Raw genomic sequence first — 16,793 nt, forward strand, 5'->3', positions numbered from 1 at the left:
GATCTTCACACAAATAAGAATTGTGTTCCGTCTCGCCAGAATGATATTCTCACATGGAACGAGGAGGCCTCCATGGCATGGGATTTTGAGACCGACCCCGAGTACCAGGCAAAACTGGACTGGGCCGATGAATTCGTCCGCGAGGAAGTCGAACCGCTCGACCTCGCGTGGCCGCACATGCAGTTCGTACCGCTCGAGGGGGGCCGTCGCGCAGCGATCGATCCACTGAAGGAAAAAGTGCGAGAGAAGGGCCTGTGGGCCACCCACCTCGGACCCGATCTCGGCGGGCAGGGCTACGGCCAGCTCCAGCTCGCACTGCTCAACGAGATCCTCGGCCGCTCATCGTGGGCGCCGATCGTCTTCGGTTGCCAGGCCCCCGATACCGGCAACGCCGAGATCATCGCCCACTACGGCACCCCGGAACAGAAGAAGCAGTACATGCAACCGCTGCTCGACGGCGAATGCTTCTCGAGCTACTCGATGACCGAACCGCAGGCCGGCGCAGACCCGACCCAGTTCAAGTGCAGCGCGGTCAAAGACGGCGATCACTGGATCATCAACGGCTACAAGTACTTCTCATCCAACGCGAAGACTGCCTCGTTCCTCATTGTCATGGTTGTCACCAACCCCGAGGTGAGCGCGTACAAGGGCATGTCGATGTTCCTGGTCCCCACCAACACACCGGGTGTGATCATCGAACGCAACGTCGGCCTCTACGGCGAACCGATCAACGAGGGCACCCACGCCCTGATCCATTACAAGGACGTCAGAGTTCCCGACAGCGCGCTACTCGGTGGCGAAGGCCAGGCCTTTGCTGTCGCCCAGACCCGCCTCGGCGGTGGCCGGATCCACCACGCCATGCGGACAATCGGCTTGGCGCAGAAGGCCGTCGACATGATGTGCGAACGCGTGCTCAGCCGCGAAACCGCGGGCAGCCTTCTGGCCGACAAACAGATCATCCAGGGCTACATCGCCGACTCGTACGCCCAGTTGGCACAGTTCCGGCTGTTCGTCCTCAACACGGCCTGGAAGATCGACAAGTACAACGACTACAAGAAGGTCCGCAAAGACATTGCCACCGCCAAGGTGGTCATGCCCACGGTCCTGCACGACATCGCTTGGCGCGCAATGCAAGTACACGGCGCGCTCGGTGTAACCAACGAGATGCCGTTCATGACCATGGTCCACGGCGCGGCCGTGATGGGTCTGGCCGACGGCCCCACCGAGGTCCACAAGATGACCGTGGCCAAGCAGGTCCTGCGCGACTACAAAGGCACCGACGACCTGTGGCCCACCGAGTGGATCCCGCGCAAACAAGCTGCAGCCAAAGCAAAATACGCCGAATATCTCGAACTCGAAGTGGGGAACCTCTGATGGACCTGATCAAACTTGCAGACTGGATGGACGAGGCCGGGCTACCCGGCAAGGGCGAACCACTCGAGGCCAAGTTCCTCTCCGGCGGAACGCAGAACGAGATCTACAAACTCACTCGCGGAGACAATGTTTCGGTGATCCGGATGCCGCCGCCTGCGGCGCCGGCCAACCGCGATGAGGGCATCATGCGGGAATGGCGCATCATCGAAGCCCTTGACGGCACCGAGGTTCCGCACACCAAGGCAATCGCTGCCTGCTCCGACACCTCGGTCCTCGGACGCTCGTTCTACCTGATGGGTTACGTCGACGGTTGGTCGCCGATGGACAACAAGCAGTGGAAAGAACCGTTCACCTCCGACCTCGAATTGCGAAAAGGCCTGGCATATCAGCTGGCCGAAGGCATCGCACTGCTGTCGAAGGTCGATTGGAAGGCCCAGGGCCTCGGAGATCTGGGCAGGCCCGACGGCTTCCACGAGCGCCAGGTGTCCCGGTGGACCCGATTCTTCGACCGGATCAAGGGTCGTGAACTCGAGGGTATGACCGAGGCAACCGCCTGGCTGAACGCCCACAAGCCGATCGACTTCATCCCCGGAATCATGCACGGCGACTATCAGTTTGCGAATGTGATGTACAAAGAGGGCGCTCCGGCACAGCTCGCCGCGATCGTCGACTGGGAGATGGGTACCGTCGGCGACCCGAAGCTGGACCTGGCCTGGATGGTTCAGGGCTGGCCCGAGGACACCAATGCACCAGAGGCCGCCACGGCCAGCTACGTCGATCTGTCCGGGATGCCGTCGCGCGATGAGATGATCAACCACTACTCCAAGGTGTCGGGCCGTCAGGTCGACGATCTGGACTACTACCTGGTGCTGGCGAAGTGGAAGCTCGCCATCGTCCTCGAGCAGGGTTTCCAACGTGCCGGTGACGACATCAAGCTGCAGGCCTACGGTCCCGTCATCGAGACCCTGATGCGTTCGGCCGCCGAGTTCGCAGAATCGAGCGACTACAAATCATGAGCACAACAACCGACGAGCTCATCGCAGAGCGGCGCGGAGCCGTCCTGATCCTGCGGCTCAACCGCCCCGAAGCCCGAAATGCGCTCACCGGCAGTCTGCTTCGCGGCATCGGCAGCGCCGCACTGGAAGCCGAAGCCGATCCGGAGATCCGCGCCATCGTCCTGACCGGCACCGGCGATCGTGCCTTCTGTGCCGGTATGGACCTGCGAGCATTCGCCGAGGGCGGCGACTTCACATCCGAAGGCTTCACCCGCCTTGCCTCCGGCGACCTCACCATCCCGGTGATCGGCGCCGCCAACGGCACCGCGATCGGCGGTGGCCTCGAACTGCTACTGGGTTGCGACATCATCGTGTCGTCGACGGCCGCGAAGTTCGGGCTACCCGAGGTCAAGCGCGGCCTCTTCCCCGGTGGCGGTGGCACCACGATCGGAACCCGTATCCCGATGGGCATCGCATTGGAGATGACTCTGACCGGCGATCTGATCACGGCGCAGCGTGCTTATGAGATCGGTTTGGTCAATGCTGTTGCACCACAGGAAGATGTGCTCGACGTAGCGATCGGCTATGCCGAGCGTGTCGCGGCCAACGCTCCGCTGAGCCTGACCGCTTGCAAGGAACTGGTCCGTCTCTCGGTGTCGGACGCCGCGGCCGCAAAGGCCCGTCTGGCACATCACCAGAAGATCGTCTTCAGCAGCAACGACGCCAAAGAAGGCGCCATGGCATTCATCGAAAAGCGCGAACCGAACTGGCAGGGACGGTAGAACCATATGCGCGCCGCCGTGTGTCGAGAACTGGGTCCTCCGGAAATCGTTGAGGTGCAGGATATTCCCGCGCCGACATTGCAAGCCGGTCAGGCCCGGGTTGCAGTTGCCTGCGCCGCAGCGAACTTTCCGGACGTACTCGTGATCGCCGGGGAATACCAGGTCAAGGTACCCACGCCGTTCGTGCCGGGCAGCGAATTCGCCGGTGAGGTCACCGAGATTGCCGACGATGTCACATCGGTGGCCGTCGGCGACCGGGTGACCGGGACAGGCATCGTCGGCGCCTTCGCCGAAGAGGTGTGTGCAAAAGCCGCCGGACTCAAGAAGATCCCGGAGTCGATCTCCGACGAGGTGGCGGCCGCCTTCGGCGTGGCGCACCGCACGGCGTACCACACGCTGCGCTCGGTGGCCCGCGTTAAATCGGGTGACCACGTGATCGTTCTCGGTGCCGGTGGTGGCGTCGGACTGGCGGCGGCGCAACTCGCCGTCGCCATCGGTGCCACCGTCACCGCCGTCGCATCCTCGGACGAAAAGCTCGCCGTGGCAAAGGATTACGGCGCCACCAACGTGATCAACCACCGAAGCGCCGACCTGCGGACCGCACTCCGCGAACTGGTCCCGGGCGGCGCCGACGCGGTCATCGACCCGGTCGGTGGCGACCAGTCCGAACCCGCGTTGCGGGCGCTGGGCCGAGGCGGACGTTTTGTCACGATCGGCTATGCCTCCGGCACCATTCCGCGGATCCCGCTCAACCTCATCCTCGTCAAAGGGGTGCACGTGCTGGGATTTCAGTTCCAGGATCTGCCTCCGGACGAGTACCGCCGCAATGAGGACGAACTCGCCGAACTCCTGATCAAGGGCACTGCGGTCCCCCACATCGGCGCGACCTACCCACTTGGCGAGGCAGCCTCGGCATTGCGTCTGGTCGCCGATGGTCAGGCGATCGGCAAGGTACTCGTCAAGGTCACCCGGTGAAGTCGGTCATCGTTTCCGGCGTCGGTACCACCGCGATCATCGACATACCCATCCCCAGTCCAGGACCCGAAGATGTCCTGATCAAGATGCGGGCCTGCGGAATCTGCGGTTCGGACGGGTTCTACATCGAGATCGGCGGCATCCCACCGCTGCAGGGCAAAACCCCACTCGGGCACGAACCGGCCGGAGAGATCGTCGAGGTCGGAGAACTGGTTGCCGGTCTGACGGTCGGCGACCACGTCGTGATCAACCCGATGGCCGACGGCACCGGCATGATGGGTGGTGGTGGACCGGTCGGCGCCTTGTCGGAGTACGTCCTGGTCGAGCGGGCCGAAGTCGGAGGCAATCTCGCGGTCGTGCCACCCGAGGTCCCGTTCCACGTTGCCGCGCTCAATGAGCCGATGGCGGTCGCCCGCCATGCGGTGAACCGCACCGGCGTCAAACCCGGCGACACCGTTCTGATCTTCGGTGCCGGGCCCATCGGACTCGGCGCAGTGATCGGATTCAAACTCAGCGGCGCGAAACACGTTGTGGTGGCGGACATTCTCCCGTCGCGCCTGGAGAAGGCGCTCGCGGTGGGCGCCGATGCGGTGATCAACTCCGCCACCGAGGACGTCGGGACTCGACTACTCGAACTACATGGTCCGGGTACCACCGCAACCGGCAAACCCCGCGTCGGTACCGACATCTACCTCGATGCCGCCGGAGTTCCCGAGGTGCTGCACATCGCGATGCAGTCGGCCAAACAGAACGCCACCGTGTGCATCGTCGCCGTGCACAAAGCGCCCGTCGAGATCGACTTCGGCTTCCTCCTCGGCGCCGAGATCAACATCGTGACCGCGATGGGCTACCCCGATGAGATTTTCCAGGTCGCAGCGGAGATCGCCGACCACTGGGAAAAGTTCGCGGTGATCGTCAGCGACCAGTTCGACTTCACCGATGTCGAGCAGGCCCTGTCCACCGCATCCACCCCGGGTGCCGCCGACAAAGTCGTTGTCACCTTTTCTTGAACCGGCTGCACCACAAAAACACCCACGAGAGGGCAAACCTTGAGCGACCAGTTGCGGGAGCAGAAACGCGGGCGACGCATCGCCATGACACCGGAGGAGCGCGACACATTCCTGAACGAGAACCGCACCTGCCGGGTGGCAACGAGCGGCGTGAACGGTGCCCCGCACATGTCAGCACTCTGGTACGTCTGGGACGGCAAGGTGCTGTGGCTCAATTCTCTTGTGAAGAGCCAGCGTTGGACCGACATCGATCGCGACCGGAGGGTATCGGTGCTCGTGGACTCGGGTGACGACTTCTCCGATCTGTGTGGCGTGGAGATCATCGGCTACGCAACCCCGGTCGGTGAGGTCCCCAGGACCGGTGAGCCGGTCGAGGAGCTCGATGCCCCGGAAGCAGCATTCGGCGCGAAGTACGCCGGTGGCAGGTTCGGTTACGACGGAAGGCATGCCTGGCTTCGAGTTGTCCCGGAGAAGATCGTCAGCTGGGACTTTCGGAAAGCCGGAAGATAGCGAGTGTCGGCACCTCTGTGCTTCGAACATTTGGAGCACTGGGCCCAGACGGACGTTCGTCGCGACCGGATATTCAGAAGCTGTGGTTCACAAACCTGGGGACTTGGCTCGTTCGCTTCCTAGTCCGACGTTAACCAACAGGAACCGAGAACAACAGTCCCCGCAGCTCGCGGCGGGTCACCGCATCCCAAGTGTCCGGCCGGGCTGGTGCGCCGTCGCGCCCGAGCTCGCTCCCGTAAGGCGTGGCCTATGTGTCGCCATAGTGCGGGCCTGCGCCCTGGAGAATCCGTCTGCATCTGGCGGTAAGTCACATGTCTTCACGAATCGATTGCCAGCCGAAGTCGACCTAGCGCCGAAAGTGTTTCGGTATCGCGGGCCGTGGACGACCGCACGGCCCGTTGACTAGGCCGAACGTATGACACCTACGGCCTGAAGAGACACGCCCGACGCGCACGACCGGGGACAGAAACCGCTCCGACTGACAAGTGAAACCCGCCGCTTGCGACGGTACCGCTGGTCCTGGCCTCGTTGGCACGCTCGGCAGTAACCGTTCGATAGTCGATCTCGGCTGGACCTGATCGTGTGCCCGTGGGGCCCACATCGGCGCGACCTGCTCACTCGATAAGGCGGCCGGCGCAATGCGCCTGGTCGCCGACGGTCAGGCAATCGGCGAGGATCTGATCAAAGTCAAGAGCTGAGACGAAGGCACACATTTCCTGCCGCGCTCACAGCGACAGCCCATCCGCAGGTCGCGATCAGCGGATGGGGTGTCGCTGTCACGCCCACTATTGGTCCGATCACCGCATCAAAATCGATTGTCGGTGGGGTCCTATAGTCTCGCCTGTATGTTCGATGGGGAGATCGAAGACACTGGTGGGGACGACGAATTGGACCCTGCCGAGTCGCTGGATATTAATGATTTGCTGCGCCACACCGAGCTGGCGATGGCGCAGCAAAGCCGCATGGAGTGGAAGCGTTATGCCGTCGCGGCCATCGCGCATCGGAAACTGGTCGAGCCGACCGCGGGCACTGATGCCGAGTTGTGCGCGCTCGATCCGTTTACCCAGTGTGCGGCGAGACTGGCGGTCGCACAGGGGTTGACCCAGCATGCTGCGCAGGCGCAGATCACTCGGGCGTTGGCGTTGCGGGATCGGTTGCCGGCGGTCAGCGCACTGTTGAAGGCGGGAGAGGTTGCTGCCCATCATATTCCGGACATAGTGTCGCGGACCGAGTTGATCGAGGGTTCTGAGCATCGGGCTGATATCGATCGAGGGATCGCCGAAGCACTGGGGCGTCGTGGATCGTGGTCGAAAGGCCGGATGCGAGACATGGTCGATGCCATCATCTTCCGCCGCGACCCCGAGCTGGTCCGCCTCGCTCGCGAGGATGCGAAGAAGAACCGTGGGGTCTGGGCCAACAACGCCGATCACGGTATGGCAGTGATAGACGCACATTCCACCGCTGAAGAGATGGTGATGATCATGGCCAGGCTGGAAAAGCTGGCCATGTCGACCTGCAAGGCTGATCCGCGCCGCAAATCCGACCGGATGGCCGACGCGTTGTTCGCAACGGTGATGGGCCGAGAGTTCTTTTGCCAGTGCCCTGATGACCCGAAACATCCTTGTACTGCTGAAATCATCACGGTTCCGGCCGATCAGGTGATCTCGGGTATCGATGTGAAGATCGTGATGCATGTGATCACCGATCAGGTCACCCTTGATGGTGATGCCGACAATCCCGGATTCCTCGATGAGCACGGCGTCATCTCCGGCGACCATGTTCGAGATATCGCGAACCGACCTGAGACAGTGCAGCGACCGATAGGCAACAAAACCACGTTCGTTGAGCCGGAGCCTGGACGTGCTGAATCTGCAGCGGCAGAACCTCTACCGGCGCAGCAAAAGCCGGCACAGAAGAGTCCAGAGCAGCCCGAACCGGCTGAAGCTGAACCAGCACAGAAACACCCGGCAGAACCAGAACCGGAGCAGCCCGAACCCGATGTCAAGGCGCCCAATCGGAAGATTTACACGCGTTCGCCGGAGGAGCTGCCACTCGACGGGTTCGGAGATGACAACAGCACCGGGGAAGCGCCGTTCCGACAGGTAGTTCCGCTTCCGGCGACCCAACCCGGTGACAAGTATCGGCCGTCGGTCGTTCTCGACACCTACATACGCATCCGCGATGTCTACTGCATGTGGCCCGGGTGTGAGCACAAAGCCTGGGGTGCCGATCTTGATCACACGCGTGAGTACAACCACCACGATCCGGATGCCGGTGGTTGCACACATCCGTCAGAGATGAAGACACTGTGCCGTTTTCATCACCTGCTCAAGACCCACCTGGACTGGCTCGACGAGCAGTACCCCGACCCGGACACCGGCCGAGCCTGCCTGATCTTCACCACCCCCGAAGGCCACAGCCGTGACGGGCCGGCCTGGACCGGCGACGACCTGTTCCCGACATTGCGGCTGATCATCTTCGACAATCAACGCGGGTCACCGGGTACCTCGCCACCGGTAGTGCAGCCACCAAGCAGAGCGCAGTCACGCACCGCTGCCAAACACGCACGCCGCCATCAAGAACGAATGGCCAACCGCCGACAACGAGAACGAGAGGACGACCGTCGACAAGCACTTCGCGAAGAACTGGGAAGGAACAGCCCGCCGCCGACTTTTTAGCATGTCCGATGCTCCACGCCGTATACGCAATCAGGCGCTCTGGCCCAGATCGGACATCGAATTGGCGAAACCGCGACCATCGAAGCGGTTCCCGGCCACAATATTCTCGTGAGCGGAGCAGCCGGGCGGCCCATACCGTCCTCGACACCCGAGCGGGCAACGATGACGGTGGTTCCCGCCTTCGCCACCAACGATCAGCTCGTCGACGCTGTCCGGCTGGTGAAGCAGGAGCGCCTGCGAGCTCGAAGCCGCGACCTGCCGTACCGGCTGGCCGTCCTGGGCACCACCACCGCCGACCTCGTCGAGCATGCCGGTGGCCTGCTGTTCGACCACATCATGGCGGGCTGGATCGTCACCGTCTTGGTTCCGCCGGAGGCCGATCCGCGACCGCTGCAGATACTCGGCACCCGGATCCTCGACGTGCACACGGCTCTGGCGATGGATCTCGAGCCGGCACTTGCATCACGCCGCCACACGCCTTGGCCCCAGAAGGTCGTGATCGCCGGCGACCTGTGCGCCGGTAACACCCGGCTACGCGAGGCCGTCCGTCAATCCTTCGACGAGGGTGCCACCAACACAATGTTGTGGGGTCCGGAGCGGCCCGCGGCGGACGGCGACGACGTCACTCCGGTCGAACATCAGCTCAGCAACGCCGCCCGCGCTTTCAAGCGGCACGCACTCTCTGCCACGTCTGCCTCCGCAACAGATGTCGCGCGCACAGAAACGTTCTTGGGCAACAAGTTACGGACCAAGGCGCCGCCGGCGCTGCATCTCGCCTGAACAGAGTGTGCCGGTAGACGCAAAAAAGACTGGGCCCCAACACATGCGTGTCAGGGCCCAGGTGAAAGTTCGTCGTCAGGCCGGAACGAGATCCGACAGACCCTCCCACGCATGGGTCTTGCCGCAGCGGAACACCTCGGAGAGTCCAACGGCATCAGCAGGCAGAGACGCTGCCGCGAGCGCCTGCGCCTTGAAGGCCCGGGCGGCGACGCTGAGACGATGTCGGACCGTACCGATCCGGCTTTCGAGTTCCGAGGGCAGGCTGTCTCCCCACAGGGTCACCTCGGTCTCACCGTCTTCGAGGATCTGCTGCACACCCTCGCGCACCCGATCATCACGCTCGTACAGCGAACCTGCGGTGACCACGGCCTGCGGATGGAAGCCCAATCCACGCCACTCGAACGCCGACTCGAAATCGACCGTCTGCGCGCCGAGTATCTGCAGGGCCCGAGCGTGCGGATCGTCCTGCACCAGCACCGTGACGTCCCAGCCGGCCATACCGCGGTCGAACACCAGACCGCCCGCGTACTTGATGACCTCGTTTGCCGTGGGCGCAACGACCACCAGGCGGTACTTCACGAACTCGTCACCTGCGCGAAGTCCTTCGCCAGCGATCTTGCGTAATCCCTGAACACTTCCGTCAGTGGAATTGATTGATCCAGCAGCCATGATGTTTCCATCCCGTTGAGAAAGGCGACTATTTCGACGGCCTTCAAATCTGCATCGAAGTCCGTCCGGTATCGACCATCGACCTGCCCGCGCCGGATACCAGCGGCAACGGTGTCAATTGCGGCGTGATACCTGGCGAGCAGGCGATCATGCAGCGGCGCATCAGGTTCGAGGTTCTCCATCTGGAGAACCGCGAACGTTCCAATCAACTCCGGAGATCGTTCGAATCGCTCGGCGACCCTCACTATCCCATCCAACAGATCGCCTGCGCGATCGGCATGTTGGTCGTCGTCGGCATCACGCATTTCGAGCACCGCATGCAGGAGCTGTGCTTTGGACTCGAAATGGTGGAGCAAACCGGCGGAGCTGACGCCGGCTTCGGCGGCGATCTGCGACAGAGTCGTGTTTCGCCACCCGTTACGTGCGAGCAACCGCTGAGCGACGTCGAGAATCTGTCGCTTGCGCTCCTCGCCTTTGACGAGAAGTGCCTCATACGGCCGATCGCGCGCCACTGATCTCCTTCGCTACAGCCAACCAACTGAACAGATAGTAGGTTGGATTACGCCTTGTGACAAGGGTCTCATCAAATTTGATCTGGGTTGCAGATCACAGACCGAGCGATTTCGCGATGATCACCTTCATCACTTCGCTCGTACCTGCATAAATGCGCGCGACCCTGGCATCCAGATAGAGTCTCGCGATCGGATATTCGGTCATGTACCCGTATCCACCGAAGAGCTGCAGGCACCGATCGACGACCCTTGCCTGGACCTCGGTGCAGAAGAGTTTCACCCTCGCGGCGTCCGGACCGGACAGTTCGTCGTCCACGAGATCGAGGACCGCCCGGTCGACCATCGCCTGTCCGGCCTCGATCTCGGCCGACATGGCCGCGAGTTCGAACTTGGTGTTCTGGAAGGACGCAACCGGCGTGCCGAACGCTTTGCGTTCCTTCACGTAGTCGATGGTGGTCGCCACGGCCGCCCGCGCTTGGGCAATCGATCCGACGGCCACGGTGATGCGCTCCTGTGGCAGATTCCGGCCGAGGTAACCGAATGCCTTGCCTTCCTCACCGAGCAGGTTCGACACCGGCACCCGGACGTTGTCGAACGACAGTTCGACGGTGTCCTGGACCTTGCAACCCATCTTGTCGAGCACCCGGCCGCGCTCAAATCCGGGCATGCCGTCTTCCACGACCAGCAGTGACAATCCGCCACGACGGTTGTCCGGATCGGTCGATGTCCGGGCCAGGACGATCACCAGGTCGGCGAGCAAACCCCCGGTGATGAATGTCTTCGCCCCGTTCAGCACGTACTCGTCGCCCTCGAGGACGGCGTTGGTGCTGACGCCCGCGAGGTCGGAGCCGGTGCCGGGTTCGGTCATTGCGATCGCCGACAACAGGGTGCCCTTGGCGAGCCCGGGGAACCAGCGGGCCCGCTGGTCGTCATTGGCGTACTCGAGGAAGTACGGGAGGATGACGTCGAGCTGGGTCCGGACCGTGCTCAGGGTGACCAGCGCTCGAGCCGCTTCCTCTTGGAGGATGACGTTGTAGCGGTAGTCGCGCAGGCCGGCGCCCCCGAACTCCTCGGGGATCGCGATACCCAGCAGTCCCAGCGATCCGAGCTCGGCGAAGATCTCGCGCGGCATCTGACCGACCTTTTCCCAGGCCGCATACTCCGGAACGATGCGCTTGCCGATGAAGTCGCGCGCCAGCGCCCGGAATTCCTCGTGGTCCTCGGTGAATACTCCGCGTCTCATTTCGCTTCCTCTCTCACGAAACCAATTCGACGAGGGTGGCATTGGCAGTGCCGCCGCCCTCACACATGGTCTGCAGTCCGTACCGAATTCCGTTGTCACGCATGTGGTTGATCATGCGGGTCATCAGGATCGCCCCCGAGCCACCGAGCGGGTGTCCCAGAGCAATCGCGCCACCCAACGGGTTGAGCAGGGCCGGATCAGCTCCGGTCTCCGCAAGCCAGGCCATCGGTACCGGGGCAAACGCTTCGTTCACCTCGAACACGCCGACCTCGGAGAGCTTCACGCCCGCCTTGTCGAGGACCTTCGCGGTCGCCGGGATCGGGCCGGTGAGCATGAGCACCGGATCGTCGCCGACAACGGCGCCTGCGGTGTACCGCACCAACGGCTTCAGGCCGAGTTCGCGCGCCTTCTCCGGGGTCATCACCAGCAATGCGGCTGCGCCATCAGAGATCTGGGAAGAGTTCCCGGCGTGGATCACCCCGTCTTCGGAGAACGCGGGCTTCAGATTCGCAAGCTTTTCGACCGTGCTCCCCCGACGGATTCCTTCGTCGGCGGTGACCACACCGTCTTCGGTCGGGGTCGCGACGATCTGGCTTTCGAACGCCCCGGCATCCTGCGCCGCCGCGGCCCGCTCATGTGAGAGCACCGAGAACTCGTCGACCGAGGTCCGGTCGAAACCCCACTTCTGGGCGATCTTCTCTGCCGAGATCCCTTGGTTGAAGGCAAAACCCTCATAGCGGCCAAGGGCTTTGGGCCCGTACGGTGCACCGGTGGATCGAGCTGCGCCCAGCGGCACCCGGCTCATCACCTCGACACCACCGGCCACGACCACGTCCTGCTGACCCGACATCACCGCCTGCACCGCGAAGTCGAGCGCCTGCTGGCTCGATCCGCACGCCCGGTTGATCGTGACGCCAGGAATCGATTCGGGCCATCCCGCCGCGAGCACCGAGTACCGACCGACGTTGCTGGACTGGTCGCCGACCTGCGAAACACAGCCCCACACAACATCATCGATGATCTCAGGGTTCACCCCACTGCGTTCGGCCAACGCATTGAGTACATGACCCGAAAGATCGACGGGATGGACGCCGGCCAGTCCACCGTTCCGCTTTCCGACAGCGGTACGAACCGCCTCGACGATGACTACTTCGCGCATCTACTTTTCTCCACTTCGGTGTTCTGACGATGACGGCCTGGGCACAGCCCACTGGCCGGTGAATTCCGGTGTTCGCCGCGCGCTGAAGGCAGCAAACGCCTCCTGGGCATCGCGGGTTGCAAAGTTGGCCGCCTGCGCGCGGGCCTCGTTGGCCAATGCGTCGTGCAATGTGCGATCGGCGCCCTCGTTCAGCAAAGCCTTGGTCTGTGCCAGCGCAATCGGCGGGCCGGCCGCGAGTCGGCCGGTGAGGTCGTCGACGAATCCGTCGAGTTCGGATGCGGCGACAACCCAGGTGACGAGGTTCAGCGCGCGGGCTTCTTCTGCATCGATCGTGTCGGCCAGCATCGTCAGCCGCTTGGCCTGTTGCAGGCCGACGAGTTTGGGCAGCAGCCAGGAACCGCCGAGATCCATCGACAGTCCGCGTTTGACGAAAATCTGCGAAAACGTCGATCCAGGTGTCGCGACCACGAAATCGCAACCGAGCGCCAGATTCCAGCCCGCACCCACAGCCACCCCGTCGACCTTGGCGATCGTCGGCATCGGGAGGTTGTGCAGCAGCTCGGCAACCGCGGTGAGGTTCCGCAGTTTGTACGTGGGATGGGTCGGATCCGGGGTGGCGATATCGGCACCCGAGCAGAACGCCCCGCCTGCACCGGTGATGACCAGTGCCCGGACGCTGCGGTCATCGCCTGCGGCAATCAGCGCATCACGCAACGCAATCCAGAGTTCCCTGCTGATCGCATTCTTGCGGCGCGGTCGATTCAGGGTGAGGGTACGGACACCGTCGCGGTCAGCGCACAGCAGTTCCGGCTCAGCGTTCATACGCCGGACCGACCGCGCCCTGTGCCCGTAATCCCACCAGATCGGCCTCGCCGACGCCGACATCGGCCAGGATCTTCTCGGTGTGCTCACCGAGCCCCGGTACCGCGCCCATCGGAGGATCGAAACCCGAGATGATCGGAGGCGGCAGCAACGCTGCGATCGGACCGTTCGGAGTATCGATGTCGCGCCACCGATCACGCTCGGAGAGCTGCGGGTGCGCGATCACCTCGCTGGGCAGGTTGTACCGCGCGTTACCGATCCCTGCCTTGTCCGCGATGCGCTGGATGTCCACCAGATCATGCTTGCCGCACCATGCTCCTACGGCCTCTTCGAGGACCGCGCGGTTCTCCACCCGCCCACTGTTGTTCGCGAAACGGGGGTCGTCCGCGAGATCGTCACGCCCGATGATCTCGCGCGCCAGACGTTGCCACTCGCTGTCGTTGGTGGTGCCCAGGACCACGGTCTGCCCGTCGGCGGTTGGGTACGAACCGTACGGCGACACCGCGGGCGAACTCATGCCCAACGGCTGCTGGTCGATCCCTGAATGGCGGGTGTAGTTCAGCTGATAACCCATGACCTCGGCCGCGGTGTCGAAGAGACTCACCTTGACCTCGGCAGAACCCTTGCCCTGCGCAATGCGCCGGTCCCGCGAGTACAGCAGCGCGATGATCGACAGTGCGGCATAGAGCCCGGTCGAGACATCCGCCACCGGCGGACCGGGTTTCGCCGGTTGCCCCGGAAATCCGGTCACGGCGCAGACGCCGGCCTCGGCCTGCACCAGCAGGTCGTAGGCCCGCTTGTGTGACAACGGACCACCGCTGCCGTACCCGTCGATCTCGACCGCAACCAGATTCGGATGACGCTGCGCCAGCACGTCCCCCGACAAGCCGAGCCGTGCAGTCGCTCCGGGCGCCAGATTCGACACCAGCGCGTCGGCCTGATCCAGCAGCCGGTGTAGCAGATCGATCCCGGCCTCCGACTTCAGATCCAGAGTGACCGATTCCTTGCCGCGATTGGCCCAGACAAAGTGAGCTGCTTGGCCTTTCACCACATCGTCGTAGTGACGGGCGAAGTCGCCGCCTTTCGGATTCTCGACCTTGATCACCCGGGCCCCGAAATCTGCGAGGGTGCGGGTGCACATCGGAGCCGAAATTGCCTGCTCGAGGGTCACCACTGTGACACCGGCGAGCGGGCCCACCGACTCACCTGTCCCCGGCTGGTCAGGTGTTTCCGAAAGGTCAGCGTTTGTCATCACATCACCATGCCGCCATCAACCGGCAGAACCTGGCCGGTGACAAACGATGAGGCATCCGAGGCGAGGAACAGGAACGCGCCTGCGATCTCTTCCGGTTCTGCCCAGCGCCGCAACGGGATCCGGTTGAGCATGGTCTCTGCGAACTTTTCGTCGGTGCGGATCGTCTTGGTCATCGGCGTGGCGGCCAGCGGGGCCAGCGCGTTGACGAGGATCTGCTTGCGGGCCAACTCGCGGGCGAGTGACTTCGTCAGCCCGATGATTCCGGCCTTCGCCGCCGAGTAGTTGACCTGCCCCAGCGTGCCGGTGATACCGGCCGACGAGGTCACGTTGATGATTCGGCCGGTGCCGTCGGTGGGGAGGTACCGCAATGCCGCCTGCGCGCAGTTGAATGCACCCTTGAGGTGGATGTCGAGCATGCGCTGGAACGATTCTGCGGTGGTGTCCTTGAACATCGCAGGCGCGGTGACCCCGGCATTGTTGACAACGATGTGCAGGACCCCGTCGGCGAGCGCGGCCGCAGCCGACGCAGCCGCATCGGCACCTTCGCGATCACTGACATCCAGCTCGAAACCCTCTGCCTTGCCACCGGCTTCGACGATGCGCTTGGCAACCAACGTGGCCGCCTCGCCATTGATGTCGGTGACCAGAACGGCGGCACCGGCAGCGGCAAACGCCTCTGCCACAGCCGAACCGATACCACCGGCAGCGCCGGTGACCAGGGCCGACCGTCCGGTCAGATCAAACATCCCACTCTTGACACTCATCAGTAGCTCCTCGGCATTCCCAAAGTATGTGAACCCAGATAGTTCAGGATCATTTCCTGGCTGATCGGGGCGATCTTCATCAGCCGGGCCTCGCGGAAGTACCGCGCGACGTGGTACTCCTCCGAGTAGCCCATACCGCCGTGCGTCTGCAGGGCCCGGTCGGCCGCATTGAAACCGGCTTCAGCACAAAGGTACTTTGCGGTGTTCGCCTCACGGCCACAGGGCTTTTTATTGTCGTAGAGCCAGGTTGCCTTGCGCAGCACCAGTTCTGCGGCATCCAGGTGGGCCAGCGCGTCGGCCAGCGGGAACTGGATGCCCTGGTTCATGCCGATCGGCCGATTGAACACGATCCGCTCGCCGCCGTACTTGACGGCCTTGTCGAGGGCCACACGGCCGATACCGAGGGCCTCCGAGGCGATGAGCATCCGCTCGGGATTGAGGCCGTCGAGCAGGTACTTGAAGCCCTGGCCCTCTTCTCCGACCCGGTCCTCGATCGGGATCCGGAGATCGTCGATGAACAACTCGTTGGAGGTCACCGCGTTTCGGCCCATCTTGGGGATCGGCCGGATCGTCACCTTGCTGCGGTCGAGATCGGTGAGGAACAGCGTCATGCCGTCGGTCTTCTTCTCGACGTCTTCGTACTTCGTCGTTCGGGTCAGCAGCAGGATCTTCTCCGACTCCATCGCCTTGGAGATCCACACTTTGCGACCGTTGACGACATAGCTGTCACCGTCTCGCTTGGCGAAGGTGGTGATCCGTGAAGTGTCCAGGCCGGCACCGGGTTCGGTCACACCGAAGCAGACGTGCAGGTCGCCGTTGACGATTCGGGGCAGCGTGCGCGCCTTCAACTCATCGGATCCGTGTACGACCACCGGGTGCATACCGAAGATCGAGAGGTGGATCGAGCTCGCCGCATTCATCGCACCGCCGGAGCGGGAGACCGCCTCCAGCAACAGCGTCGCCTCGGTGATGCCGAGGCCATGACCGCCGTACTCCTCCGGCATGGTCATTCCCAGCCAGCCACCATCGGCGATCGCTTTGTAGAATTCTTTCGGAAACTCGTGCGCGAGATCCTTTTCCATCCAATACTGGTCATCAAAACGACTTGCCAGCTCGGATACCGACTTGCGGATCAGCTCCTGATCCTCGGTCAAATCAAAGTTCATTCCGGTGGACACAACGCATTCCTTCCGATATTCCGTGTCGAGCCGATATCCATATCGAGTCACCACGTCTGCGACGTGAACGCAGAAGATTCGCCGCTG

Annotated in this window: 16 protein-coding genes; 8 read left to right on the plus strand and 8 right to left on the minus strand. The window is 63.1% G+C overall.

Annotation, left to right across the window (positions count from 1 at the left end; translation table 11 throughout):
* Positions 1–72: 72 nt before the first annotated feature.
* From AC1TPF_RS00465 to AC1TPF_RS00500, 8 genes are all read left to right on the plus strand, one after another.
* Positions 73–1,374 carry an acyl-CoA dehydrogenase family protein gene (locus tag AC1TPF_RS00465; RefSeq protein WP_482137123.1) on the plus strand — a complete coding sequence of 434 codons (1,302 nt, stop codon included), beginning with the start codon at positions 73–75 and terminating at the stop codon, positions 1,372–1,374.
* A complete protein-coding gene (locus tag AC1TPF_RS00470) occupies positions 1,374–2,390 on the plus strand; it encodes a phosphotransferase family protein (protein WP_482137122.1) in 1,017 nt (338 codons plus the stop codon). Before AC1TPF_RS00465 ends, AC1TPF_RS00470 begins: the two co-directional genes overlap by 1 nt.
* Positions 2,387–3,151: an enoyl-CoA hydratase-related protein gene (locus AC1TPF_RS00475; RefSeq protein WP_482137121.1), complete on the plus strand. Its 765-nt coding sequence runs from the start codon at positions 2,387–2,389 to the stop codon at positions 3,149–3,151. Before AC1TPF_RS00470 ends, AC1TPF_RS00475 begins: the two co-directional genes overlap by 4 nt.
* Before the next feature lie 6 nt (positions 3,152–3,157).
* Positions 3,158–4,126: an NADPH:quinone oxidoreductase family protein gene (locus tag AC1TPF_RS00480; RefSeq protein ID WP_482142186.1), complete on the plus strand. Its 969-nt coding sequence runs from the start codon at positions 3,158–3,160 to the stop codon at positions 4,124–4,126.
* On the plus strand, positions 4,123–5,136 hold the full coding sequence (locus AC1TPF_RS00485) for a zinc-dependent alcohol dehydrogenase (protein WP_482142187.1): 1,014 nt from the start codon (positions 4,123–4,125) through the stop codon (positions 5,134–5,136). The genes AC1TPF_RS00480 and AC1TPF_RS00485 overlap by 4 nt, the downstream gene beginning before the upstream one ends.
* A gap of 51 nt (positions 5,137–5,187) precedes the next feature.
* Positions 5,188–5,646: a pyridoxamine 5'-phosphate oxidase family protein gene (locus AC1TPF_RS00490; RefSeq protein WP_482143974.1), complete on the plus strand. Its 459-nt coding sequence runs from the start codon at positions 5,188–5,190 to the stop codon at positions 5,644–5,646.
* An 845-nt stretch (positions 5,647–6,491) separates the two neighbouring features.
* Positions 6,492–8,324 (plus strand): HNH endonuclease signature motif containing protein, encoded by a 1,833-nt coding sequence (locus AC1TPF_RS00495; RefSeq protein ID WP_482142188.1) that lies wholly within the window; start codon positions 6,492–6,494, stop codon positions 8,322–8,324.
* A gap of 108 nt (positions 8,325–8,432) precedes the next feature.
* Positions 8,433–9,104, plus strand: a complete 672-nt coding sequence (locus AC1TPF_RS00500) for a hypothetical protein (protein WP_482137118.1) — start codon at positions 8,433–8,435, stop codon at positions 9,102–9,104.
* Positions 9,105–9,179: 75 nt separating this feature from the next.
* Here AC1TPF_RS00500 and AC1TPF_RS00505 read toward each other — a convergent pair whose 3' ends face one another.
* The 8 genes from AC1TPF_RS00505 to AC1TPF_RS00540 all read right to left on the minus strand — a co-directional run bounded on the left by AC1TPF_RS00505 (position 9,180) and on the right by AC1TPF_RS00540 (position 16,694).
* Entirely contained in the window at positions 9,180–9,683 is a 504-nt protein-coding gene (locus AC1TPF_RS00505) for a hypothetical protein (RefSeq protein ID WP_482137117.1), read from the minus strand.
* A complete protein-coding gene (locus tag AC1TPF_RS00510) occupies positions 9,680–10,285 on the minus strand; it encodes a TetR/AcrR family transcriptional regulator (protein ID WP_482137116.1) in 606 nt (201 codons plus the stop codon). Before AC1TPF_RS00510 ends, AC1TPF_RS00505 begins: the two co-directional genes overlap by 4 nt.
* A 94-nt stretch (positions 10,286–10,379) precedes the next feature.
* Positions 10,380–11,528 carry an acyl-CoA dehydrogenase family protein gene (locus tag AC1TPF_RS00515; protein ID WP_482137115.1) on the minus strand — a complete coding sequence of 383 codons (1,149 nt, stop codon included), beginning with the start codon at positions 11,526–11,528 and terminating at the stop codon, positions 10,380–10,382.
* Positions 11,529–11,541: 13 nt separating this feature from the next.
* Entirely contained in the window at positions 11,542–12,687 is a 1,146-nt protein-coding gene (locus AC1TPF_RS00520; protein WP_482137114.1) for a thiolase family protein, read from the minus strand.
* On the minus strand, positions 12,688–13,509 hold the full coding sequence (locus AC1TPF_RS00525) for an enoyl-CoA hydratase/isomerase family protein (RefSeq protein WP_482137113.1): 822 nt from the start codon (positions 13,507–13,509) through the stop codon (positions 12,688–12,690).
* The gene (locus tag AC1TPF_RS00530; protein WP_482137112.1) at positions 13,499–14,761 is read right to left on the minus strand and encodes a CaiB/BaiF CoA transferase family protein; all 1,263 of its coding nucleotides are present in this window, start codon (positions 14,759–14,761) and stop codon (positions 13,499–13,501) included. Before AC1TPF_RS00530 ends, AC1TPF_RS00525 begins: the two co-directional genes overlap by 11 nt.
* Positions 14,761–15,528 carry an SDR family NAD(P)-dependent oxidoreductase gene (locus AC1TPF_RS00535; protein ID WP_482137111.1) on the minus strand — a complete coding sequence of 256 codons (768 nt, stop codon included), beginning with the start codon at positions 15,526–15,528 and terminating at the stop codon, positions 14,761–14,763. The genes AC1TPF_RS00530 and AC1TPF_RS00535 overlap by 1 nt, the downstream gene beginning before the upstream one ends.
* Positions 15,528–16,694, minus strand: a complete 1,167-nt coding sequence (locus AC1TPF_RS00540; RefSeq protein ID WP_482137338.1) for an acyl-CoA dehydrogenase family protein — start codon at positions 16,692–16,694, stop codon at positions 15,528–15,530. The genes AC1TPF_RS00535 and AC1TPF_RS00540 overlap by 1 nt, the downstream gene beginning before the upstream one ends.
* Positions 16,695–16,793: the final 99 nt, after the last annotated feature.

The sequence above is a fragment of the Williamsia sp. Y853 genome (assembly GCF_056786495.1).